21 protein-coding genes are annotated in these 22,478 nt (G+C 36.0%); 8 read left to right on the top strand and 13 right to left on the bottom strand.

Going from position 1 to position 22,478, the window contains the following annotated elements:
- Nucleotide 1: 1 nt before the first annotated feature.
- Complete coding sequence (locus tag ACHZAX_RS02175) at nt 2-994, bottom strand: lytic transglycosylase domain-containing protein (RefSeq protein WP_320017853.1); 993 nt, start codon at nt 992-994, stop codon at nt 2-4.
- A gap of 256 nt (nt 995-1,250) precedes the next feature.
- On the opposite strand from ACHZAX_RS02175, the gene ACHZAX_RS02170 reads away from it, so the two are divergent.
- The 4 genes from ACHZAX_RS02170 (at nt 1,251) to ACHZAX_RS02155 (ending at nt 5,215) form a co-directional block, all read left to right on the top strand.
- Nucleotides 1,251-1,997, top strand: a complete 747-nt coding sequence (locus ACHZAX_RS02170; RefSeq protein ID WP_320017852.1) for a hypothetical protein — start codon at nt 1,251-1,253, stop codon at nt 1,995-1,997.
- A gap of 143 nt (nt 1,998-2,140) precedes the next feature.
- Complete coding sequence (locus ACHZAX_RS02165) at nt 2,141-3,319, top strand: MalY/PatB family protein (protein WP_320017851.1); 1,179 nt, start codon at nt 2,141-2,143, stop codon at nt 3,317-3,319.
- Nucleotides 3,320-3,588: 269 nt separating this feature from the next.
- Nucleotides 3,589-4,491, top strand: coding sequence for a DMT family transporter (locus tag ACHZAX_RS02160; protein WP_320017850.1), 903 nt, complete (start codon nt 3,589-3,591; stop codon nt 4,489-4,491).
- Between the two features lie 112 nt (nt 4,492-4,603).
- Entirely contained in the window at nt 4,604-5,215 is a 612-nt protein-coding gene (locus ACHZAX_RS02155) for a DEAD/DEAH box helicase (protein ID WP_101311411.1), read from the top strand.
- A gap of 42 nt (nt 5,216-5,257) precedes the next feature.
- Here ACHZAX_RS02155 and ACHZAX_RS02150 read toward each other — a convergent pair whose 3' ends face one another.
- Nucleotides 5,258-5,737: a Dps family protein gene (locus tag ACHZAX_RS02150; protein WP_101311410.1), complete on the bottom strand. Its 480-nt coding sequence runs from the start codon at nt 5,735-5,737 to the stop codon at nt 5,258-5,260.
- 232 nt (nt 5,738-5,969) lie between these two features.
- Here ACHZAX_RS02150 and ACHZAX_RS02145 point away from each other — a divergent pair, with 232 nt between their 5' ends.
- Complete coding sequence (locus tag ACHZAX_RS02145; RefSeq protein ID WP_320017849.1) at nt 5,970-6,425, top strand: hypothetical protein; 456 nt, start codon at nt 5,970-5,972, stop codon at nt 6,423-6,425.
- Between the two features lie 95 nt (nt 6,426-6,520).
- Here the strand turns inward: ACHZAX_RS02145 and ACHZAX_RS02140 are convergent, their stop codons facing one another.
- From ACHZAX_RS02140 to ACHZAX_RS02105, 8 genes are all read right to left on the bottom strand, one after another.
- A complete protein-coding gene (locus ACHZAX_RS02140) occupies nt 6,521-7,909 on the bottom strand; it encodes a C1 family peptidase (RefSeq protein WP_320017848.1) in 1,389 nt (462 codons plus the stop codon).
- Between the two features lie 143 nt (nt 7,910-8,052).
- On the bottom strand, nt 8,053-9,447 hold the full coding sequence (gene lpdA / locus ACHZAX_RS02135) for a dihydrolipoyl dehydrogenase (protein WP_320017847.1): 1,395 nt from the start codon (nt 9,445-9,447) through the stop codon (nt 8,053-8,055).
- A gap of 89 nt (nt 9,448-9,536) precedes the next feature.
- The gene (locus ACHZAX_RS02130; RefSeq protein WP_320017846.1) at nt 9,537-10,373 is read right to left on the bottom strand and encodes a metal ABC transporter permease; all 837 of its coding nucleotides are present in this window, start codon (nt 10,371-10,373) and stop codon (nt 9,537-9,539) included.
- Between the two features lie 3 nt (nt 10,374-10,376).
- On the bottom strand, nt 10,377-11,117 hold the full coding sequence (locus ACHZAX_RS02125) for a metal ABC transporter ATP-binding protein (RefSeq protein ID WP_101311405.1): 741 nt from the start codon (nt 11,115-11,117) through the stop codon (nt 10,377-10,379).
- An 11-nt stretch (nt 11,118-11,128) separates the two neighbouring features.
- Nucleotides 11,129-11,992, bottom strand: a complete 864-nt coding sequence (locus ACHZAX_RS02120; protein WP_101311404.1) for a metal ABC transporter solute-binding protein, Zn/Mn family — start codon at nt 11,990-11,992, stop codon at nt 11,129-11,131.
- 227 nt (nt 11,993-12,219) lie between these two features.
- Nucleotides 12,220-13,314: a TlpA disulfide reductase family protein gene (locus tag ACHZAX_RS02115; RefSeq protein ID WP_320017845.1), complete on the bottom strand. Its 1,095-nt coding sequence runs from the start codon at nt 13,312-13,314 to the stop codon at nt 12,220-12,222.
- A gap of 92 nt (nt 13,315-13,406) precedes the next feature.
- Nucleotides 13,407-14,534: a methylmalonyl Co-A mutase-associated GTPase MeaB gene (gene meaB, locus ACHZAX_RS02110; RefSeq protein ID WP_320017844.1), complete on the bottom strand. Its 1,128-nt coding sequence runs from the start codon at nt 14,532-14,534 to the stop codon at nt 13,407-13,409.
- Between the two features lie 273 nt (nt 14,535-14,807).
- Nucleotides 14,808-15,908 carry a DUF1573 domain-containing protein gene (locus tag ACHZAX_RS02105; RefSeq protein WP_320017843.1) on the bottom strand — a complete coding sequence of 367 codons (1,101 nt, stop codon included), beginning with the start codon at nt 15,906-15,908 and terminating at the stop codon, nt 14,808-14,810.
- Nucleotides 15,909-16,337: 429 nt separating this feature from the next.
- Between ACHZAX_RS02105 and ACHZAX_RS02100 the strand changes: the two genes are divergently transcribed.
- Both ACHZAX_RS02100 and ACHZAX_RS02095 read left to right on the top strand, forming a co-directional pair.
- Nucleotides 16,338-17,519 (top strand): M20 metallopeptidase family protein, encoded by a 1,182-nt coding sequence (locus ACHZAX_RS02100; RefSeq protein WP_320017842.1) that lies wholly within the window; start codon nt 16,338-16,340, stop codon nt 17,517-17,519.
- A gap of 201 nt (nt 17,520-17,720) precedes the next feature.
- On the top strand, nt 17,721-17,891 hold the full coding sequence (locus ACHZAX_RS02095; RefSeq protein WP_096429549.1) for a DUF362 domain-containing protein: 171 nt from the start codon (nt 17,721-17,723) through the stop codon (nt 17,889-17,891).
- 48 nt (nt 17,892-17,939) lie between these two features.
- Here ACHZAX_RS02095 and ACHZAX_RS02090 read toward each other — a convergent pair whose 3' ends face one another.
- From ACHZAX_RS02090 to gldB, 3 genes are all read right to left on the bottom strand, one after another.
- A complete protein-coding gene (locus ACHZAX_RS02090) occupies nt 17,940-18,497 on the bottom strand; it encodes a 5-formyltetrahydrofolate cyclo-ligase (protein WP_320017841.1) in 558 nt (185 codons plus the stop codon).
- 9 nt (nt 18,498-18,506) lie between these two features.
- Nucleotides 18,507-19,280: a nitrilase-related carbon-nitrogen hydrolase gene (locus tag ACHZAX_RS02085; RefSeq protein WP_320017840.1), complete on the bottom strand. Its 774-nt coding sequence runs from the start codon at nt 19,278-19,280 to the stop codon at nt 18,507-18,509.
- 101 nt (nt 19,281-19,381) lie between these two features.
- Nucleotides 19,382-20,395 (bottom strand): gliding motility lipoprotein GldB, encoded by a 1,014-nt coding sequence (gldB, locus tag ACHZAX_RS02080; protein ID WP_320017839.1) that lies wholly within the window; start codon nt 20,393-20,395, stop codon nt 19,382-19,384.
- 298 nt (nt 20,396-20,693) lie between these two features.
- Between gldB and ACHZAX_RS02075 the strand changes: the two genes are divergently transcribed.
- The gene (locus ACHZAX_RS02075) at nt 20,694-22,340 is read left to right on the top strand and encodes an NAD+ synthase (RefSeq protein ID WP_320017838.1); all 1,647 of its coding nucleotides are present in this window, start codon (nt 20,694-20,696) and stop codon (nt 22,338-22,340) included.
- Nucleotides 22,341-22,478 lie beyond the last annotated feature (138 nt).

The raw sequence follows: 22,478 nt of genomic DNA, 5'->3' as shown, positions 1-22,478 counted from the left end.
GCTACTTTACCGCAACAGAATCTGAAGGGCTTTTATATTCAGAAAATGCAAAATTAATATATCCTTTGGCAGGAAGTGTAATTTCGTACTCTTTTTTAGATAAATTTGTTAGATAAGCTTTTCGAAGCCAAGGGTTAAAATACTTTAGTATCTTATAATTAACCCCATTTTCCTTTGCAAAGACAGCAAAATCATCAACATTTCCCGAAACTTTCACTTTACGAGTTGGGATATTTGGATACAAATCGGATGCCCTGTATCTAAATCCAAATTCATCCGTATTCTCCATTATTCGTTTAATAGCCATAATACGAAATACATATCTACCTGTTTCTTCCCCTAAAAGCAAATCAAAATAATCCCCTGCATCCTGCAGCTGCAATTGTTTATCGATAAACCTTCTGCCCGCATTGTAGGATGCTGCAACCAAACTCCAGGTTCCATACTTATCATACGACTTCTTCAGATACTTACAGGCCGCGATGGTCGATTTTTCAACATTGTATCTCTCATCCACCTCTGTTTCAACCTCCAAACCATAATCTTTAGCTGTTCCCTTCATAAATTGCCATATTCCTACAGCACCTGCCGATGATTCTGCAGTAGGAACCAATCCGCTTTCGATCAATGCCAAATATTTAAAATCATCGGGTACACCCTGCTCTTTCAGAATTGGTTCGATAATGGGAAAATAACGATTGGCTCTTTTAATAAAGAGAAGTGTCTGCGATTGCCAGTAGGTATTTACCAACAGTTCTCTATCAAAAGATTCTTTCACATCCCACCTTTCCAATGGTACATTTTCACCGGCAAAAGTCATTTTATCGGGCGTTTTTAAAGCGTACACATTGTATTTACTCATGTATTCGCTTCCAATATGCTCTTTTGCCGGATCATCAATCTTCGAATAATTAAACAATTGAGCCGCCATGTAGATTCCTCCCAGAAGAACGATAATAATGAAAGTATTTTTTAATGAAGTATATGTTGTCATGCCTGATCTTTTATTGGTTACCAAAAGTATAAGATTCTACTCTAATTCAATCAGAAATGTTCCGAAAAAACACCTGTTTACATCATCAAAAATCCACCATTGATCAAGAATGATTCTAAATAATTTAAATCAACTATTTATTCCTTTTTTTCAGATAAAAATGCAACAAATTCATTTCGAATCCGTTATATAACAGATAAGCTATTGCATCACAACACGTAAGGCTATTACGAACCTTTTTCCAAAATCAAATAGAATGAAAAACTACCTTTTTATTCTCTCTTCCTTTTTGGCAGGCATATTCTTTGCTGCATGTGATGGTGAAACTACGATCGATTTTCCTACTGATATCATTCAGGACTCCAGAGTTTCTGACTCAACTTTTCAAATTCTTTTGGACGATGCCAAACTTCTTTGTTTAAACCTGTACTTAAATGAAGAAACCAGGGAATTAAACAATATCGAGATCAATGAATCCCATGTAGCGCCAGTCATATCAGCTCTTCAAATGGTCTTTTTGGATTCTTTACTGCAATCGGCTCATGAAATCAGAGAATATCAGATTCATGCTCTTTGCCCCGTTCAGCTGCACGAAGGCATACTAAGCTCAGACACTATAAATACTCATATCAATTCCTGGTATCATAATGGCTATTCGGATCACAGGCAACTGGATGATTACATCTACGAGTACAATATCAGTCTTGATTCCCTTGGAAATAATCAATACAAATATCGATCGGAAACCGGGATTAATCATTTGGCATTGGCCTCCGAACTGAAGAAAATCCCTTTCATACTTTCTGCGAAATCAACTTTATGCATAGGCGATGGATCTCAAATTGAAATTATAGATTACACTTCCGATTTCATTCACCTGATTTACAGCTATGGCTGGGGTGATTGTCCTTCCGGATGCATAAACAGACACTATTGGGAGTTAGGTGTGTATGGCTCTGGTATTGTTGAACTGATTGCCGAATCGGGTAAAGAATTACCGTAAAACTCACTCAGACCACACGTTTACATTTATCCAAAAGAAAACAATACCCCGAACGATTTCTTTATCATCAAAAATCTTACTCCTGAAAGTCTTTTTTTAGTTGAGCCTTTTATCTAAATTCACTCTTCTTAAAAAAAGAAAATATGCGTTACAATTTTGATGAAATTATTGATAGAAAAAATACGGACTGCATAAAGTACGATAAACTTGATGCATTCTTTGGGAAAAAAGATCTTCTTCCCCTATGGGTAGCCGATATGGATTTTAAAGTGCCCCCGTGCATTTCCGATGCCATTATAAAAAGAGCAAATCATGAAATTTACGGCTATTCGTTTCGCAGCGACGATTGTATTGGAAGCATTCAAACATGGCTTCAAACCAGACACAACTGGTCTGTTCGTAAAAAATGGATATCAACAAGTCCGGGTGTGGTTACCGGTTTGTCGCTTTTACTAATGAGCTTAACCAACGAAGGTGATAAAATAGCTGTTCAACCTCCGGTTTACCACCCTTTCTATCATGTTGTAAATGACACCAAGCGAGAGCTGGTTTACAATCCTTTGATAAGAACAGAGACGGGTTACGAAATGGATTTTAATCAGCTGGAGGAATTGGCGAAACAGGGATTAAAAGCATTGATCCTATGCAATCCTCACAATCCTGTTGGCAGAGTGTGGACCAAAAAAGAATTGCTTCAACTTGGAGATCTTGCCAAAACTTATGATTTCTTTATTATTTCTGATGAAATTCATCAGGATTTAATTTTTGAAGGATACCAACACATTCCGCTGGCTTCGCTGTCAAAGGATTTAAATCAAAGAACAGTTACCTGTATTGCGCCTTCGAAAACTTTTAATGTTGCAGGTCTGGCAAGTTCTGTAATTATTATTGCGAATCCTGAATTTCGAAAAAAATACAAGAAAATGGTATCGGCCCTGCATTTGGATTTGGGAAATTTATTTGGACACGTTGCCATGCAGGCGGGTTACGAGGAAGGTGCTGAATGGCTGGATCAGCTAATGGTCTACTTAAAAGGCAATGTTGATTTTCTAAGAACGTATCTGCAGGAATACATTCCCGAAATAAAACTGGTTGAACCCGGGGCAACTTATTTGCTTTGGCTGGATTACAGGTCGCTGGGAATTTCGACCAAAGACCTTCATGATTTATTGATTAACAAAGCAGGATTGGCTGTGAACGACGGCACTAAATTTGGACCCGAAGGAGAGGGATACCTGCGCATAAATATTGGTTGTCCCCGATCTGTAGTAGAGGAAGCTCTGAATAAAATAAAGTTGACTGTAAACCAATTAAAAAAATAATTCCTTTTTAAGGGTTACCTTTTACCAAAAAACGGAATAAAGAGGTGAGATTAAGTTACTACCACAATGTCTTGCAAAATTAAACGACGATCAATTGTTGGTTTTTGCGCAAAACCTCAATCTGTTTTTTCACACAAACCCCCGATAAACTGATATCGGGGGTTTATTTTTAGAAAATTAGTTTTTCCTCTCATTTTATATTAGCCATCCCGACTTCTTGTTATATAACTAATTTCTAGTATTTTTGACATCCTAAAAAACACTACACTATGCACTGGAACAAAGCTTGGTTTCAATTCTTAATTTTACTGTTGCTCGCCTTTATTTGGGGATCTTCTTTTATTCTGATGAAAATTGGATTGAAAAGTTTTAGCAGCGAACAGGCAGCAGGCATCCGTATGCTTTTGGCCTCGCTGGTGCTTTTGCCTTATTCAGTTAAGAATTTAAAGTTTCTGAAAAAAAAAGATTTAAAAAGTCTTTTGATTGCTGGCTTTATTGGAAGTTTTATCCCGGCTTTTCTGTTTACCAAGGCACAAACTCAAATTGACAGTGCATTGGCTGGCATGTTGAATTCTCTTACTCCAATATTCACATTAGCCATTGGAATACTGCTACACAAAACTAAATTCAAATGGCTGCAGGTTACAGGTTTGGTGATCGGACTAATTGGTGCTTTGGGCTTAATTACTTCAGGTAAGGAGTTGGCTTTGGGAAATGTGAACAGCCATGCCTTGCTAATTGTTCTCGCCACCGTATTTTACGGAATCAACATCAACGAAATTAAATCGAAATTATCTCATTTAACGGGTATTCAGATTACCTCTTTGGCTTTCTTTTTTACCGGTCCTGCAGCATTAATCTATCTGGCAACAACAGATTTCGAACCTGTTCTTCAATCACCAAACTGGCCAATTCATTTTCTTGCATTGGCGGCTTTAGGAATAATTGGAACTGCTCTTGCCATGCTGTTAATGAATAGCTTAATCAGATACAGTTCTGCAATTTACGCCTCATCGGTAACCTACATCATTCCTGTTTTTGCTGTTTTCTGGGGCGTTATTGATGGCGAAACCATTACTATTCTGCATCTGACATGTATGGCATGTATTCTTTTGGGTGTTTATCTTACAAATAAAAAAAAGGTAAGTAGAGTTTGCTGTAAACCTTTATAGAATAAGAAAAGAGACAACTCTACCTGCCTCTTTCTTTCAAATATCACTATAAAGTTTCTAATGATGGTATATTTAGTAATTTTGCATTGAATACAAAAAATACAATCCCCCAATGTTTTTAAAAAAATTAGATCCACAGCTTTTAGAAGCTATTGAAGAATATGGTTTTGAAACTCCAACAGAAGTTCAAAAGAGTTGCATCTCAAAAATAAAAAGCGGTGTTGATTTATTTGTTAAAGCTCCTGATGAATCCGGAAAAACCCATACCATAATTATTGGTATTATTCAGCAGCTCAAAGCTGAATTTGAGGATGTACCCAGAGCCATTGTTGTTGTTTCGGATAGAGAGAAGGCAATTCAACTGAAAGAACAGTTTCTGGCGCTAAGTCACAATACCAGCCTGCGGATATTTAGCGAAGGTGATGCGGGAAATTTACACAAGCTTCGCGATTTGATCTATGCCGGTTCGGATATTGTTATCGCGACAGCAAGAAAATTCAACGAATTGTACTCATTTAGCGGAATCAATCTCAGCAATTTAAAAATAGTTGCCATTGATGATGCTGAGATGATTATAAAAGAACAAATTGTTTCGGATATTAATCGACTATCTGATAATCTTCCCAAATCACAACGAATTGTATTTACGAATAAAATCACCAATAAAATGGAAGATTACATGGAAAACTACATGTATTCTCCTATTGTTCTGGATTTTGAATAAGATATAAAAAATGCCTCCAATAAAAATTGGAGGCATTTTATTTTAGCGCAAATAAGCTTTAAACATCCAGTTTAGCTTCTCAAAATAAGAAACATAGGCTGGCAGAATATCTAAAGTTCCTTCATCCTCATTTTCATTTGCCTGAATTAATACTTCTTTTACCTTCCCGATTAAAATATTGTGCGACTGAATTATTTGTTTCACCATATCGGTACCTGAACAATTTGAGTTGGCTTCCTGAATGGTTGAAATGGCAACGTAATCGGAAAAATTTCCCAAAGGATGACCTCCCAATGTTAATACCCGCTCTGCAATTTCATCTACTTTATCGCTGGCATCAACATACAACTCTTCAAATTTGGCATGCAGCTCAAAAAAATCGTTTCCCCCTACATTCCAATGAAAATTGCGTAAATTCTGATAATACAATTGATAATTGGCCAACAATATTTGCAATTGCTCTACTTCTCTTTCTTTTGCATTTAATTCTACTACTTCCAGGTTACTTTTACTGTTTTTCATGTTTTCTTATTTTTAGTTTATTAATATTATTTCTAATTCTCTGATACAAATATCACATCATTCAGATTATTAAAAATCATATGTCAATAAGAAAAACTTATTAATGAAATTACTACTCCCAAATCAATATTCGGAACCACGTTTTCACCCTTAAAAAATAAGGATAAAACAGAAGTAGGGTAAATTGGTATCAATTACGGTTATATAGTAATTAAACTAAATAACCAAAAAGATGATTCATAACAAACTCGATAAACTATTTGGGCAAGCGGGATCGATACTTGGCTGGATAATCATGCTTGTGGGAATTTATTCATCCATTCTCCCTCTCACACTATTATTAATTCTAATCGGATCGTTTATGGCATTTTCCTACTCTGGAATCTACCTGGACAAGGACGATAAAAAATACAAGTTCTACTACTCCTACTTTGGACTATTCAAATCGGGCTCGTGGAGAAGTTTGCAAAATATTGACCGTGTTGCCGGAATCTCATCTATTATTCTGCGGGATTCCTATATTCCCGAACAAAAAGAAACGAATTTGAAGACAGATGATTGCTTTGTGGTTTTATTTCTGAAAAACCGCAATCGAAAAGTTCCTTTTAAAAGGTGTAAAGATTTATTGGAAGCCAAACTGGAAGCTCAAAAAATAGGTCAGCTATTAAATCTAAATGTTATTCATTAGCTCAACATAGCTCCTTGTCACTACAGACAAGTCACAAACCAAAAAAGAACCTCAGTTTCGAGGTTCTTTTACTATAAATTTATTTTGGGCTGAGCCTAAAACATATAATCCCAAACCGGCAGTAATATCGGAGTGGTTTTAAGTGCCTCCTTCGCTTTCTCATCCAAATAGTTTTTGTTGATTACCACACGAAACATATATTCCGAGAACCATTCATCTGTGAAAGTTAAATATCCATTATTTCCTGAGGTACTTCCCCACGAATTTTCAAATTCCCATTTCACAGGCACTTCATTTTCATCAACATCAACGCCAATCAATGCCATTGCATGAGAAGAACCGGATTGACGAGTCAAAACTCTGGCTTTTTTATCCATATCGAATTCAACGCCCATTAAAGACTCATAATCATAGGTATTCAAATCCAGTACACCTGCTTTTCTGTTGTGCTGTTTTCCTACATCGCAGGATGCATACATTGCTTCATTGTTCTTGATAGAAGCCATTGCAAACTTCTTAATCTCATCATTCGGAAGATTTAAATACGTCCAATTTATTCCTTCCTCAACATTTCTGTAATTCTTAATTTCGTATACCTTATAATAGTCACGGGTCGGATCATTCATGATCATCACCAATTCAGTATTCGCAAAATCGGGATTAATTTCAGCCAAAAATTCTTTAGGAGTATACATTTTACTTTCGCTGATTTTTCCGTCAGCATCCTTAAATCTCCATGAAAAATTTACCGGAGGTTCGCCCAAACTTAAAGCCAGCATGCGGTAAATTGATTTTAAAGCGTTCATTTTCGCCAATGCAATATCTTTCACCGATGCTTTTTCAGCAATCATATTACGAAGCTTGTATCCCTCTCCTCTTAGTTTTTCATTGATCAAGCTGGTGATTTCTCGGGTTTTATTGCTCACCTTTGTTTCCGGCATTACTTCCGCCGGAACAACACCATATTTTTTAGCTATGTTAAAAAAAGAATTCCAAACGCCACCGTCATCAACAGGGCCTTTAAAATAAAGAACAACTTCCCGATCATCCATCGTACGATCAGCAGTTGCAATTATATTCTCAAGAAACAAATTTGATTTCTCAAACAAATCCCAGAAATAGTTGTAGTTGTGAGAAAAATCGAATGAATTCAAATTAAATTTTTTCATTACTTCCGGACGAATTGTGTTCATAGAAGTAAACATCCAACATCTGCCTGAACTTTCCTGATTCGTAATTCCCTTTACATCAACTCTGTATTTGAAAAAGTGATCTGTTTTCCCAATCTTTTCATGATTCAGAGACAGCTCTCTAATGCTTTCCGAATTGGTAATTGCATTTTGAATTGCTCTGCTCGAAGCATCCAATTTGAAACTTGAACGAATCTCGTTCAACATTTTAGCATCTACAGTTCCCTTATTTTGTCCAATTGACATGGTACTGAATGTCAATGCAAGAATAGGTACCAATAAAAATTTCTTCATTTTTTTTGTAGTTAGTCGGTTGAAGTTTTAAATTAATTCTCACAAACTTAAAAAAACGAATCTAAAAAAACGCCTGATTTTAATAGAAAAGCCACCCTATAAACTAAAGGATGGCTTTTTATACGGCATTATTTTCGTGTCTCTTAAATGTGAATCACCTCATCGTAAGCAGCAGCGGCGGCTTCCATGACAGCTTCCGACATGGTTGGATGCGGATGAATCGCCTTAATCAATTCATGACCTGTTGTTTCCAGCTTACGGGCAGTAACCAGTTCTGCAATCATTTCGGTTACGTTAGCGCCCACCATATGAGCTCCCAGCAATTCACCATACTTAGCATCAAATACAAGTTTAACAAATCCTTCGTTGGCTCCGGCCGCACTTGCTTTTCCCGATGCAGAAAATGGGAATTTACCAATCTTCAACTCGTATCCGGCTTCTTTCGCAGCTTTTTCGGTCAATCCCATCGATGCAACTTCAGGAACTGTATATGTACATCCGGGAATGGTTGTATAATCAATTGGCTCAACATTCATTCCGGCAATCTTCTCAACGCAACAAATTCCTTCGGCTGAAGCAACGTGAGCCAAAGCAGGTCCTTTTATTATATCACCAATTGCATAAACACCTTCCACATTGGTTCTGAAATAGTCGTCAACAAGAACTCTGCCATTTTCAGTAGCCACTCCTACCTCTTCCAAACCAATATTTTCAGTATTAGGCGCAATTCCCACTGCTGAAAGCACGATTTCGCACTCATGAACTTCAATTTCGCCTTTCTTATTTTTAATATTCACTTTTAGATTGCCATCTGCCCCTTCTACCGATTCAACTGTAGAATTGGTCATGACTTTAATTTTATTCTTCTTGAAACTACGTCCCATTTGCTTCGATACCTCTTCATCTTCAACAGGAAGAATTTCCGGCAAAAATTCTACTAAAGTAACCTGAGTTCCCATAGTAGAATAGAAGTATGCAAACTCCGATCCAATTGCTCCGGAACCAACTACAATCATTGATTTAGGCAATTTCTCCAAAGTTAATGCTTTGCGGTATCCGATAATGTTTTTTCCATCCTGTGGAAGATTTGGCAATTCGCGGGAACGCGCTCCTGTTGCCAAAATAATATGCTTTGCTTCATGATTGGATTTAGTTCCATCTTCGGCCGTAACTTCAACCGTTTTATTAGCTACTAATTTTCCAAAACCATTGATTACCTCAATTTTGTTCTTTTTAAGCAGGTACTGAATGCCACCACTCATTTTTTCAGCCACGCCACGACTACGGGCAACCACCTTTTCAAAATCAGGTTTAACCTCGCCTTCAATTGTTAATCCATAATCTCCGGCATGTTTCATATATTCAAATACTTGTGCTGATTTCAGCAAAGATTTGGTTGGAATACAACCCCAGTTTAAACAAATCCCACCCAATTCGGCGCGTTCAACAACTGCAACATTCAAACCCAATTGTGAAGCGCGAATGGCGGCTACGTAACCACCTGGACCACTTCCTACTACTATTAAATCGTAACTCATTTTATTTTGTTGTTTATATTAGTACAAATTTTGTTTTACTAATTTATATATTCTTTCTTAATTCAGAAGATTTACCCTCTTCAATTGAATTAAGCCAAATTTTTCCGCCTAACCGAAATCATTACTAATTGAACAAGTTTTGCTATCACAAACAGAATCACAAACGAAAAAATAATTGTTGCTCCTGAAGGTGCATTAATTCGATAAGAAACCAGCAAGCCAATAAACGATCCCAAAATTCCAAATGCTATCGATCCGAAGATCATTTTCTTAAAATCATTCGTAAACATATTGGCTATGGTTTGCGGAATTGTCAAAAAAGAAATCACCAGAATAATTCCAACCACTCTAATATTTAAAACAATGGTCAAAGCCACCAATGATATCAGTAAATAATTTAAAAACTGAACCGGAGCTTTCTGTGTTCGTGCAAATTCTTCATCGAAGGCAACAAATAAAATTGGCCGTAACAAGAAGAAAAATACAGCAATTGTGAATACACATAAACCTAAAAGCAGGTATAAATCCAAGGCTCCGACAGTTAAAATATTCCCGAATAAAAAACTCATTAAATTGGGCGCATAACCAGGTGTCATGTAAATAAAAAGGATACCCAAAGCCATTCCAAAAGCCCATAAAATTCCAATAACAGAATCTTGTCTCACGTCAGTTTTTTTCGAGATCCATTCAATTCCTAAAGCAGATAACACACCAAAAACCGCAGCTCCAAATACCGGATTCAATCCTAAATACCAGGCAAGGCCAATTCCTCCGAAAGAGGCATGTGTAATTCCGCCACTGATAAAAACAACTCTTCGTGCAACAATATAAGAACCAATAATTCCACAGGAAATACTCGCCAGAATTGCTGCTCCAACTGCGTTTAGAAAGAAATTATATTGAAATAACTCTATTAGTTCGTTCATATCTTACTTGTGATGCTTTAGTACTCGGTGAGGAACTTCGCCATGTGTTATTAAATCAATCGGGCAATTATAGGCCATCAACTGCTCTTGCGATATCACATTCGAATCATGGTAACATAGCGTTTCATTCACACAAGCAATTGACTTTACATGAGAACATATTGTTCCAACATCATGAGAAACAATGATAATGGCCATATGAGAATTTAAATGATGAAGAATTTCATACAACTCTCCTTCAAAATTGCTATCCACATAAGTATCCGGCTCATCTAAAATCAACAACTTCGGATCTGCAATAATTGCTCTGCACAAAAACACACGCTGCAATTGTCCGCCAGACAACTCTCCAATATTTTTATTCTTCAAATGAATAATGCCCATTTGCGTCATTAATTCATCCGCACGCCTCTTGTTCTCACTATTATATCTTCCAAATATCTTTTTATGAGACATTAATCCAGAAAGAACAACCTCTTTAACTGGAATAGGAAACTTATTATCAATTTGATTGATTTGAGGCAAATACCCAATAATACATCTGTCATTACCATCCGGCAGTATTTCTCCCTCAACAGGCTTTATAGTACCCAAAATGACTTTTAACAGCGTTGTTTTACCTCCACCGTTAGGACCGATAATTCCCAAAAAATCATTTTCTTTCACCACCAAATTCACTCCTTTCAATACAATCTTTTCATCGTATCCTGCAGTCAGCGATTTTAATTCCAGAATTTTTTTCATTTCCGACAATTTCAGTCTTTAAGTATAGTAATGATTCGTTTCATTTCTGTCAGCCAGTCTTCTGCCAAAGGATCAATAACAACAACATCGCCATTAATTTCGGCAACAATTGCTTTGGCATTCTCAACATTAAATTGTTTCTGAACAAAAACATGCTTTATACTTAATCGCTGAGCTTCCTCTACCAAGTGTTTCATATGAGTTGGAGAAGGCTCTTTGCCATCCATCTCTACAGATATTTGATTTAGGTTATAATCCCTTGCCAAATAGGTCAAAGCCGGATGAAAAATCATAAATGACATTCCTTTTTTATTACTCAAAGAAGCTTCAGCTACCTGATCTAATTCTTCTATTTCAGAAAGAAACTGCTGATAATTTTTTTCATAAATATCCTTCTTTTCAGGAGCCATTTTAATTAGTTCCTGATACAAGTTCTTGCTAAGTATTTTTACTGATTTTAGTGATGACCAAATATGAGGATCAATTCCACCTTCATGAAAATGATCGCCATGCTTCTCCTGACCTTTGATCAATTCGATGTCTTTCGAAAGATCAATAAGTTTAATACCATCTGTTCCTTCCAATAAATTATCCAGCCAAACAGTTTCGAAGGGAATATATCCAATTCTAAGATATGCAATTGATTTGGCAACATCTTTCATTTGCATTGGCGTTGGCTCATAAGTTGCCGGACTGGCTCCCGGAGGAATCAAAACATTCACTTTAAAATCATCACCTGCAATCCGCTCAATGAAATATTTTTGAGGCAATATACTTACCGATATCAAATTTGGGTCCTTCTCGATTTTACCTGACTGACAAGACATTGTAATTCCTGCAAGCAAGATCAGAATAAATTTATTTACTAAGTGCATTTCTAAGTTTTGGGGATATTGTTTTATTTAGATCTACTTTAAATAACAAAAGTAGATGTTTTTTTGTTTCCACAAAGATTTTCCGTTTAAATTTTCATTGTATATCACACAGATAACCGAATGAATTCAGAACTTGAATTTAGTGAAAACCAACTCATTTAACAAAAAATGACCCGAAAGATAAATTTAATTATCTCTCGGGTCAAAAATGCTTTTATCTATAAAAACTACTGAACCAATTTCTCAATGGCTGCTTTTAATTCCTCACCTCTTAGATTTTTTGCCACAATAACTCCGTTTTGATCAACGATTACTGTAGCAGGAATTCCACTAATACCATATAATTTAGCGGCAGAAGATTCCCAGCCTTTCAAATCAGATACATGATTCCAAACTAACCCATCGTCTTCAATCGCTTTTAACCATTTTTCTTTCTTATCATCTAAAGACACACCTAAAATCTCAACTCCCTTAGGATGAAGCTCAGTATACATCTTAACCACATTGGGATTTTCCCCTCTGCAAGGCCCGCACCATGATGCCCAAAAGTCAATTACAACAACCTTACCTTTAAAAGAAGATAAGCTAAGTGGTTTTCCTTCTGTGGTATTTAAAGTAAAATCAGGAGCAGGTTGCCCAACAGAAACTTTTTTCAACACCTCAATTTTATCCTTAAGTAATCCTGCGTAAGATGATTTAAGAGCGTTCTCTCCTAACACAGCGTAAACTTCTTCCATTTCGGCAACTTCAAGCGGAGATGCAATTCTGTAGGCAACGAATGCTGCCGCTGCAGTGTTTCCATTCAACTTTAAAAATTCCTTACTTGCAGTAAATTTATCAGCTTCTGATTTATTAAATTCTGCTTCGATAGAATCCATAGCAACCTGATTCTTTGCTTCCGCTGCTTTTTGATATTCAGAATATAAAGCTTGTTGTTTTTCCTGAAATCCTTTCTGCAATGCACCAAAATTTGTTAAAACATCTTGATTTAAAGAACCTGTAACCTTAGCTTCCCTTAAATTTTCAACATTAGCATCAACAGTAATTGCTGTATTCTCAAGAAACAATTGAATTGCGCCTCGCTGCCCCTCCAATTCAAGGTAGTAAAGATCCGGAGATGCAACAGTTCCCTCGAAAGAAAAACCTGTTGCAGTCATTTCTGTTGAATCTGTTTTCTCCAATTTATTATCCTGAAGTTTAGAAAGATAAACTTTCCCTTCAGTCATACCTTCAACTTTTCCAGTTAATTTGTACTGATCTTTAGATGTACAAGAGCCTAAAAAAAGGCCAATCGCTGCAATTGCGATAAAAATTTTCTTCATGTGATTAAGTATTTTGATCTGTTTTTTTTATTAGACATTAAAACTACCAAATAAAACAATAAAAAGAAAAGTTTTTCAGTAAACCAAGTGCTTTATTCTTTATTTTTTACATCACTAAAATAAGCATCCAATAGTTTGTGTGCCGCAACAAAAGAGCTCATCTCATCATTCAAAACCTTCTTTTCAAAATCAGGAATTTGCCCTTTTATTAATTCCAAATGATAAAACCTATCACGTAATTGCTCATTAATAGTTTCATACATCCAATATTTAGCCTGTTCACTTCTTCGCTGATCAAAGTATCCATTTTGCTGCGTATGACAGCAATACTCCATAATATTATCCCAAATCGCATCAATACCGGTTTTCTCTATAGAAGAACAGGTAAGTACTTTAGGAATCCACCCCGAAGGTGATTGAGGAAATAAATGCAGGGCATTTTCGAATTGAACTCTTGCCAATTGAGCTTTGTGAATATTATTCCCATCGGCCTTATTAATGCTGATCGCATCGGCCATCTCCATAATTCCCCGCTTAATTCCCTGCAATTCATCACCGGCACCGGCAATTTTAATCAGTAAAAAGAAATCTACCATAGAATGTACAGCTGTTTCCGACTGTCCTACACCAACTGTTTCGATCAAAATTGTATCGAAACCAGCAGCTTCGCAAAGAATTAAACTTTCGCGGGTTTTGCGTGCAACTCCACCTAAAGATCCGGCCGAAGGTGAAGGCCGGATATAAGCTTTGGGATCAACTGCCAACTCCTCCATCCGCGTTTTATCTCCCAAAATGCTACCCTTGCTCCTTTCACTACTTGGGTCAATTGCCAATACTGCCAATTTATGCCCATGTCCGGTTACATGTTTTCCAAATGCTTCAATAAAGGTACTTTTCCCGGCTCCAGGAACTCCTGTTACTCCAATCCTGACAGACTTTCCGGAATAAGGCAAACACCTTTCAATAATTTCCTGAGCTACGGATTGATGTTCATGTTTTGAACTTTCGATAAGAGTTATTGCCTGACTTAACATCCCAATATTCCCATCTAAAATACCCTGCACATAATCCTCAACAGAATGTTTTTTACGCTTATTCTTTATAAGTCTATCTGCAATCCTTGGATTAATAGATGGTGGTTTACTTATCCCTTTATTTACTTTGAGCGCCTTGTAATCAGGTGCATTTTCGATATGATCTCTTTTATTTTTATCTGTCATGACAAGAAATTTCCTTTCGTTTCTGTTTGCGAAGTTATAAATTTACAAAGTAATGATTTAGTAAACATCATGAAAAGTGTATATGTTTGTCAGCAACAAAAAAGGCTTTTCCTGATGGAAAAGCCTTTCATATGATTATAATTTCATATGATTATTATTTGTTTTTATTTGCTATTTGGTCACGAAAGCTCGGGATTACCATTCCGGAATCATCCCCCTGAGTGTCAAAACACCTTGGCATGAACGTTTCACAACTTAATTTTAGAATCTCAATTAATTCGTTTTAGGCATCACCACATTTCCCGAAATACGAAGTTTTACTTCCGAATCAACAGGGTCATTTGTAATCACAGTGATCATTTTATTTTGACGGCCTCTTTTTCCTCTGGAATTAAATACCACTTTAATTTCCGATGCTTCACCTGCTTTAACAATCTTAGTGCTCGGAGCAATAGCTGTACATCCACATGAAGCTTTAGTTTTTCTGATAATCAAATCAGATTTACCCATATTCTTCATTGTGAAAGAATATTCTGCTTTTTCACCTTGAGTTAATTCTCCAAAATCAAATACATCCTTTACAAATTCAACTTTTGGAGAATTAGCCAATTCCGATTTCGATAAACTTGAAAAATCCTCAACCAAATTAGCACTAACAGTTAGCCGGTTACCCGATTTATATTCCTGATTGATTAAAACATCCAGGTAATCAATCACAAATCCCCAGTCTTTTTTCTTGCTGGCATCGTAAGTCGCAATAATCTGACCCTTTTGTTTTGGCTGCAATGTTTCAGGAACCATCTTCAAAGATAAGTGAGCAGGCACTCTTTTAAATCCAATACTTATTGGTTTGTCACTATCATTATAAACTTCCATTGAAGCATCTTTTACCTCTGTATTTTTCACTTTAGTAAAAGAAAGATGATTGTTCTGCAATCGCAGGCCATCCATTTCTCTTGGATACAAATCAGCCACAGTTTTTTCTCTGGCAATTACATTACCACTAATTCTTAATATAGTAATTGCTGGATTCGTATTTGCAGTTATCGTTATCGACTTATTGAACGGCCCCGGACGATTCTTAGGGTCAAAAGTTGCTTTCACAAATCCTTTCTGCCCTGGCGCAACTGGTTCCTTACTCCATTCCGGAGATGTGCATCCGCAGGAGGACCGTACCTGGTTAATAATAACCGGCTGATTTCCGGTATTAATAAATTCAAACGAGTAAGATGTTAATCCATCTTCTTCCTTAAAAGTCTTGAAATCGTACTCCTTTGTGTCAAATTTCATTACTGGTGCAGCATCCTGAGCAGACACAGACAATGTGCTTCCTAGAATAGCAACAACCAACAAATAAAATACTTTTCTACTCATAACAATTAATTATTTTAATTTACAATGATCTTGTATATTACGGCAAACAATTTAAAGAGTTCATAAAATCCTTGAAAATTTAGCCAAACAAACAAAATTAATTATTTTTCACTAAAAGAAAACCTAAATATCGTTAAATAGTTGTTAAGTCAAATCAAAAGGCAACCATAACATATTTTCCATTTGTTTTTCAAGATTATGGATACTAAAATATTAGTGAGTTTCTTCAGTATCCAAAACCAAAAACCGAACCAAGTTTATCTGTTCAAAATTATTTTCTTTCAAAATTGCTTACCTTTCTATCTGTTGTAACTATTTAGTAGATTTGTGTTTGATTGAAGTGAAATTTCAAATGCCTAAAATATTACCACGCGATACTAATCAACCAAACAAGAAATTGATTTGCAGCAAATTAACCAAAAACCACAAATGACAAAACTAAAAACCAAAATATTAGCATTCTCAGAACAGATTAATGATGAAATAAAAGAAATAAGAGCTCATCTGCACGCTCATCCTGAACTTTCTTTCGAAGAATTTGAAACATCTAAATTTATTCAAAATTATTTGAGTGAGTTAGGAGTTCCCTATAAATGTGGCTTTGTAAAAACCGGGATTGTTGGGAAAATTGAAGGAAAAAACCCTGCAAAGAAGGTTATTGCACTTCGTTCTGATATGGACGCCTTGCCCATTAACGAAAATCCGGATAATAAATACTGCTCTCGTAACAAAGGTGTTATGCATGCCTGCGGACACGACATGCACATGGCCAGTCTGCTTGGAACAGCCAAGATTCTATCGGAATTCCGAGATGAATGGGAAGGTACAATTTTACTTATTTTTCAGCCTGGAGAAGAATTATTACCTGGTGGTGCCAAATTAATGATGGAAGAAGGAGCTTTACAACCTGAACCGGAATGGATACTTGGTCAGCACGTTTTACCGGATATGCCTGCTGGAACTATAGGATTTAGATCTGGTATGTATATGGCATCCGGTGATGAAATATATCTTACCGTTAAAGGCAAAGGCGGACATGCTGCTATGCCTCACAAATGCACAGATACAATTCTTATAGCCTCACATATAATTATAGCACTGCAGCAAATCGTCAGCCGCCATTGCGATGCAAGAATCCCAACCGTACTTTCTTTCGGAAAAATGATTGCTGACGGAGCGACCAATATCATTCCGGATGAAGTAAAAATAGAAGGAACCTTTCGTACAATGAATGAAGAATGGAGAGCTAAGGCCAAACAATTAATTATTGACATAGCTCAATCAACAGCCAAAGGAATGGGTGCGGTATGTGAAGTAGACATTCGTCATGGCTATCCGTTTTTAGTCAATCACGAAGACTTCACTCATGAAGCTAAAATAAATGCGATTGAATTACTGGGCGAAGAAAAAGTTGTAAATATGGATATTAGAATGACCACCGAAGATTTTGGCTTCTATTCACAGAAATATCCTGTTACTTTTTATCGTTTTGGAGTCCAATCTGAAAAAAACGGCTCTTTGCACACTTCAACTTTCGAAGCAAATGATGATTCATTACGAACATCAATGAGTACAATGGCGTGGTTAGCGATTTCATATTTAAACAAATAGTTCTCGTAATTAGCTAAAATCAACCAAATAAAAAAACAAACATCTTTAATTCTGCACAATAGGGAGTGCAAATTATTTACCTAAGCTTATTCTTCATTATTTAATCTGTTTCAAAATAATATAATTCTCGGCGAAATTGTTTCTCCATTAAAAATATGATATTACATTTGTGATAGTATTAACACTAAAAATTTAAAGAAAATGGCTTACGTAATTAACGACGACTGTATTTCTTGCGGTTCTTGCGAAGGAGAATGTCCTGTTGAAGCAATTTCTATGGGTGATGAGCATTATGTAATCGACGCTGATCTTTGTACTGATTGTGGTACTTGCGTTGACGCTTGTCCTGTGGAAGCTATTCACGCAGAATAATCGTAATTTAGCGATATTAAAAAGCCAGTGAGATAATCACTGGCTTTTTTATTGAAATACTATTACATCCATTTTAATATCATGCTCATCAATTGGTACATGATCCAAAACCTGAAAATCGAAACAAATACCAACCTTAAAAGAACTTAACGACTGTAACAACCTGTCGTAATAGGCTTTTCCTCTACCCATCCTATTCTTTTCCCGATCAAAAGCAATTCCAGGAATCAAAATCAGGTCAATTTCGTCCTCATTCATAAATACAGATCCCTCAGGCTCTGGAATACCATAATGTTCACCTTCTATCAGCTGATCCGCTCCTACAAAAAGTTTCAAATCCAAAGTTTCTCCTTTAACACTAGGCAAAATCACTCTTTTCTCGTTGGCCCATTTGCAAACAAAATCGTGAGTATAAACCTCATCCTTCATCGACCAGTAAAGCATTACTGTTTTGGCTTGGATAAATTCCGGAAGTTGTTCCAAACGTTTCAAAATAGGTAAGCTCAACTCTTTTTTCTGCTCAAAAGAATAATTTTGCTTTACAGCTCTTATCTCCTTTCGGATTCTTGCTTTTTCCTCTTCAATATTTCGCTTTAACACACTCATTTCTGGCTCTTATTCATAAATATCAGTTCTTCTATCCTTAAAAACATTATTGTTCTTCGTAATCATTTTATCTCTGGCCAATTCAGGATCAATATCTACAAACAAAATCTGCTCTAGCTTATCAGCTTTAGCAATAACTTCTCCTTTTGGATTCACAATAACAGACTGACCTGTGAAAGAAAGTTCTTTTTCCGTTCCAATTCGATTTGCTGTGGCAATAAAAATTCTGTTCACCAATGCATAGGAAGGAATTACCGATTGTGCATATGGCAATACCAAATTTGAAGGATGAAGAATTAAATCGACTCCTTGCAAAGCTAATTTACGCCAAACTTCAGGAAACATCCAATCGAAACAAACCAGGATTCCTATTTTAACATCATCAACAATAAAAACAGGAAGGCCTAAATTTCCTTTCTCGAAAATATTTTTTTCATTCATGAACAAATGAAGTTTCCGATAGGTTCCAACAAGCCCTGTTGCATTCATCAAAACAGCAGAATTGTACAATTGATCACCATCCTTCTCTGAAAATCCAGTGGCAACGGTAAAATTATGCTGCAAGCACGATTCTTGAATAAAATCAAGAAAAACACTGTCCTTTACGGTTTCCGACAGTTCAAAAGCTTCTTCTTTCGAATCGAAATTATAGCCGGTATTGGACAGTTCTGGAAGAACGACTAAATCGGCTTCTTTTGCTCTGAAAAACAATACCCTTAAAGATTTTATCGTTGATTGTAAATCACCAAAGACAGGTGCAAATTGAATCAAAGCAATTTTCATATGAATATAATTTTAAGTTTTTGTCATATAGAACTTACCATGATAATCATCTCCCTGTGTGTCAAAATATCCTTGTTATGGACGTTTCATTTTTGATCATTTTAAGGCTGATAAGCAGATTCCCGCAACATTGCAGCATAATCATTTTCAGTCATTAACTGATTTATAGTTACCTCGGGATGTTTTACCATGTATTCTTTTACAATTTGCCATCCAATCCAAATACCGGTTCTGGAAGGCGATTCCTGAGGCATTCCCGGAGTAAACGGCCCATCGTTTATATACTTAATAACCGTACGGTATTCGCTTGTAAACAAATGTTTTTGCTCAATAATATATCCCCACATCAACTCATCATTCTCCTCACACCACTCCAATTCTTTTTGCGAATACTTCATCACATCGGCTTCGCTCTTTTCGGGCATCATGGCTTGTAAAAAGTATCTTATTTTTCCCTGATAAATCATATTGCTGATTAAATCATCCTTTAACGGAGTAAAAGGAAATTCAGTTAAGGCGTAAGCAAGCACAACATCCTGAACAATTCTTTCAGGAATCATATTTTCTCTGGCATACATTGGCGTGCCCAAATAGGAATAAAATGCACAATCTTTTCCCAAATACTTATCCAAGCTTATTCCAATCAAATTTTGAGCAACAACAATCGACTGATTAAATCCTGAAATTTGAGAATAACAATTTGGGATCGGCTTTTCCGGAAAATAATATTTCAAATATTTAAAAGCATTTGTCAACTCCTTTTCTTCTTTATCCAGAGTCGGAAACTTTTTTGCAACGCTGTCAGCAACCTGGTTCATTGTTGAATCAATTAAAAACTTATTCAAATAAACCATATAATCAGAATCATCTGAATCTCCCAGACCAATCACTTTGTTACTATACAATTGCAATACATCAGGATATTGCTGTCTTAACTGATTTAAATCTGATTCTTGTTTTACCGCGAAAAGCTCTTGCTCAAATCTTTGAATTTTCACTTCCAAATCAATATTTGAAACATCAGGACTTTTAGTGTCCGAATTACATGAATAAAGAAAACCCAGCAACAAGATTAAAATACTCGCACTTGTATTTTTGTAGTGATTTAACTGCATTCTTATGATTTAATTGTAGGTATTTGTTTTTGTGTTTCTCAAAAATATTAAAAATAAGTTAAGCCCGGTTCAAAAATTGGTTTTTCCTTACAATGCCTTAATAAATACAAGGATTAATTAATTTTGTCACGGTTTTGTTTTTGCTGATAGAAGGAATACCTATTCCATATTTTTATCACTAAATTTGCTAAGCTGAAAACAAGTACAGCTTTAAAGTATTCAATTATTAAAATGAGACAGCAGATTAAATGATCTTTCTTCTCATCCTGAAAGATTTCGGGACTCATATCTTTTAAGTATGAAAATAGCATTAGCCCAATTAAACTATCATATTGGTAATTTCGAGAGCAACACTGAAAAAATTATTTCAGCAATCAATAAGTCGCGCAAAAGCGGCGTAGATTTGGTTCTGTTTTCAGAGTTAGCCATTTGTGGATATCCGCCAAAAGATTTACTGGAACGTAAGGAATTTGTTGAGAAGTCTAAATCAGCACTTCAAAAAGTAGCGGAGCATTGCATTGATATTGCTGCCGTAATTGGAGGACCATCGGTAAATCCTCATCCGAAAGGGAAAAATTTATACAATTCTGCATATTTCATTTCCAACGGGAAAATTGAGAGCATTCACAATAAAACTCTGTTGCCTAATTACGATATTTTCGACGAATACAGGTACTTTGAGCCCAATACAGAATTCTCTTTGGTTGAATTGAAAGGAAAAAAAATTGCAATCACTATTTGTGAAGATTTATGGGAAACCCAACCTGTAGACAACAACTTTGCAAAATCAGCATTGTACACAATTTCACCGATGGAAGAGCTAAGCAAACTCAATCCTGATTTTGTGGTAAACATTGCAGCATCGCCATTTTCCTATAATCAGCAAGATTTACGAACCAATATTTTGAAGGCAACTTCGGAAAGATATCAACTTCCAATATTCTACGTCAATCAGATTGGTGCACACACCGAATTAATTTTTGACGGTGACTCTCTGGTTATGAATTCGAAGGGAGAAGTAGCCAAACGATTAAATTATTTCGAGGAAGACTATCAAATAGTTGATCTTGAAGCGATTGAAAATAAAAAAGCAGAAGCCAGAAATGTAAATTACATAGAAAAAATTCATGATGCCTTGGTTTTAGGCCTGAAAGATTATTTCGGGAAAATGGGATTCACCAAAACGACACTGGGACTTTCAGGCGGAATTGATTCGGCCGTAACAGTGGTTTTGGCAGAACGAGCTCTTGGCAAAGAAAATGTACGGGTTCTGTTGATGCCTTCCGAATTCTCTTCGGATCATTCCATAAAAGACGCAGTAGACTTGGCTGAAAACTTAAGCATTCAATACGATATTGTCCCAATTCAGAATATTTTTCAGGAATTTCAGAAATCCTTAGAGCCGATATTCGACGATCTCCCTTTTAATGTTGCTGAAGAAAATATACAGGCCCGCGTAAGAGGAACACTGGTTATGGGCTTATCGAATAAATTTGGACACATCCTTCTAAATACATCAAATAAGAGTGAATCGGCAGTTGGATACGGCACTTTGTATGGAGATATGAACGGAGGCTTGTCCGTATTGGGAGATGTTTACAAAACCGATGTTTTTAAATTGGCCTGGTTCATCAATAAAGATAAAGAGGTAATTCCTGAAAACTCAATTGTAAAACCACCATCTGCCGAATTACGTCCCGATCAAAAAGATTCGGATTCTTTACCAGATTACGATGTGTTAGACGGCATTTTATTTCGATATATAGAAAAAAATATGTCTTCGGAAGAAATTATTCAAGATGGTTTCGAAAGAGTAACGGTTCAAAAAGCGCTCAGGTTAGTCAATATGAATGAATACAAAAGATTCCAGACTCCGCCTATTTTACGCGTTTCATCGAAGGCTTTCGGCTTTGGCCGAAAAATCCCCTTAGTAGCAAAACACTAATTAATGGGTATAAACACCTACTTAACAGCATGTTGTCGAACATCACCTAAATAATGAATTATTTCTGTATTCATTTTCACATTTCATTTCATTTATATACTTTTGAAGTGTTTTAAAACATACAACGTATTTTAAATC

Source organism: Labilibaculum manganireducens (assembly GCF_963665805.2).
GTDB lineage: Bacteria > Bacteroidota > Bacteroidia > Bacteroidales > Marinifilaceae > Labilibaculum > Labilibaculum manganireducens.
This window is presented reverse-complemented; position numbering and strand designations above follow the sequence as displayed.

Excerpts from the sequence above, each read along its gene's own strand:
- ACHZAX_RS02085 (WP_320017840.1), bottom strand. The coding sequence starts at position 19,280 with ATGAAAATTGCTTTGATTCAATTTGCACCTGTCTTTGGTGATTTACAA.
- ACHZAX_RS02120 (WP_101311404.1), bottom strand. The coding sequence starts at position 11,992 with ATGCACTTAGTAAATAAATTTATTCTGATCTTGCTTGCAGGAATTACA.
- ACHZAX_RS02170 (WP_320017852.1), top strand. The coding sequence starts at position 1,251 with ATGAAAAACTACCTTTTTATTCTCTCTTCCTTTTTGGCAGGCATATTC.
- ACHZAX_RS02115 (WP_320017845.1), bottom strand. The coding sequence starts at position 13,314 with ATGAAGAAAATTTTTATCGCAATTGCAGCGATTGGCCTTTTTTTAGGC.
- ACHZAX_RS02165 (WP_320017851.1), top strand. The coding sequence starts at position 2,141 with ATGCGTTACAATTTTGATGAAATTATTGATAGAAAAAATACGGACTGC.
- gldB (WP_320017839.1), bottom strand. The coding sequence starts at position 20,395 with ATGCAGTTAAATCACTACAAAAATACAAGTGCGAGTATTTTAATCTTG.
- lpdA (WP_320017847.1), bottom strand. The coding sequence starts at position 9,447 with ATGAGTTACGATTTAATAGTAGTAGGAAGTGGTCCAGGTGGTTACGTA.
- meaB (WP_320017844.1), bottom strand. The coding sequence starts at position 14,534 with ATGACAGATAAAAATAAAAGAGATCATATCGAAAATGCACCTGATTAC.
- ACHZAX_RS02090 (WP_320017841.1), bottom strand. The coding sequence starts at position 18,497 with ATGAGTGTGTTAAAGCGAAATATTGAAGAGGAAAAAGCAAGAATCCGA.
- ACHZAX_RS02075 (WP_320017838.1), top strand. The coding sequence starts at position 20,694 with ATGAAAATAGCATTAGCCCAATTAAACTATCATATTGGTAATTTCGAG.
- ACHZAX_RS02125 (WP_101311405.1), bottom strand. The coding sequence starts at position 11,117 with ATGAAAAAAATTCTGGAATTAAAATCGCTGACTGCAGGATACGATGAA.
- ACHZAX_RS02160 (WP_320017850.1), top strand. The coding sequence starts at position 3,589 with ATGCACTGGAACAAAGCTTGGTTTCAATTCTTAATTTTACTGTTGCTC.
- ACHZAX_RS02150 (WP_101311410.1), bottom strand. The coding sequence starts at position 5,737 with ATGAAAAACAGTAAAAGTAACCTGGAAGTAGTAGAATTAAATGCAAAA.
- ACHZAX_RS02095 (WP_096429549.1), top strand. The coding sequence starts at position 17,721 with ATGGCTTACGTAATTAACGACGACTGTATTTCTTGCGGTTCTTGCGAA.
- ACHZAX_RS02140 (WP_320017848.1), bottom strand. The coding sequence starts at position 7,909 with ATGAAGAAATTTTTATTGGTACCTATTCTTGCATTGACATTCAGTACC.
- ACHZAX_RS02145 (WP_320017849.1), top strand. The coding sequence starts at position 5,970 with ATGATTCATAACAAACTCGATAAACTATTTGGGCAAGCGGGATCGATA.
- ACHZAX_RS02130 (WP_320017846.1), bottom strand. The coding sequence starts at position 10,373 with ATGAACGAACTAATAGAGTTATTTCAATATAATTTCTTTCTAAACGCA.
- ACHZAX_RS02175 (WP_320017853.1), bottom strand. The coding sequence starts at position 994 with ATGACAACATATACTTCATTAAAAAATACTTTCATTATTATCGTTCTT.
- ACHZAX_RS02105 (WP_320017843.1), bottom strand. The coding sequence starts at position 15,908 with ATGAGTAGAAAAGTATTTTATTTGTTGGTTGTTGCTATTCTAGGAAGC.
- ACHZAX_RS02100 (WP_320017842.1), top strand. The coding sequence starts at position 16,338 with ATGACAAAACTAAAAACCAAAATATTAGCATTCTCAGAACAGATTAAT.
- ACHZAX_RS02155 (WP_101311411.1), top strand. The coding sequence starts at position 4,604 with ATGTTTTTAAAAAAATTAGATCCACAGCTTTTAGAAGCTATTGAAGAA.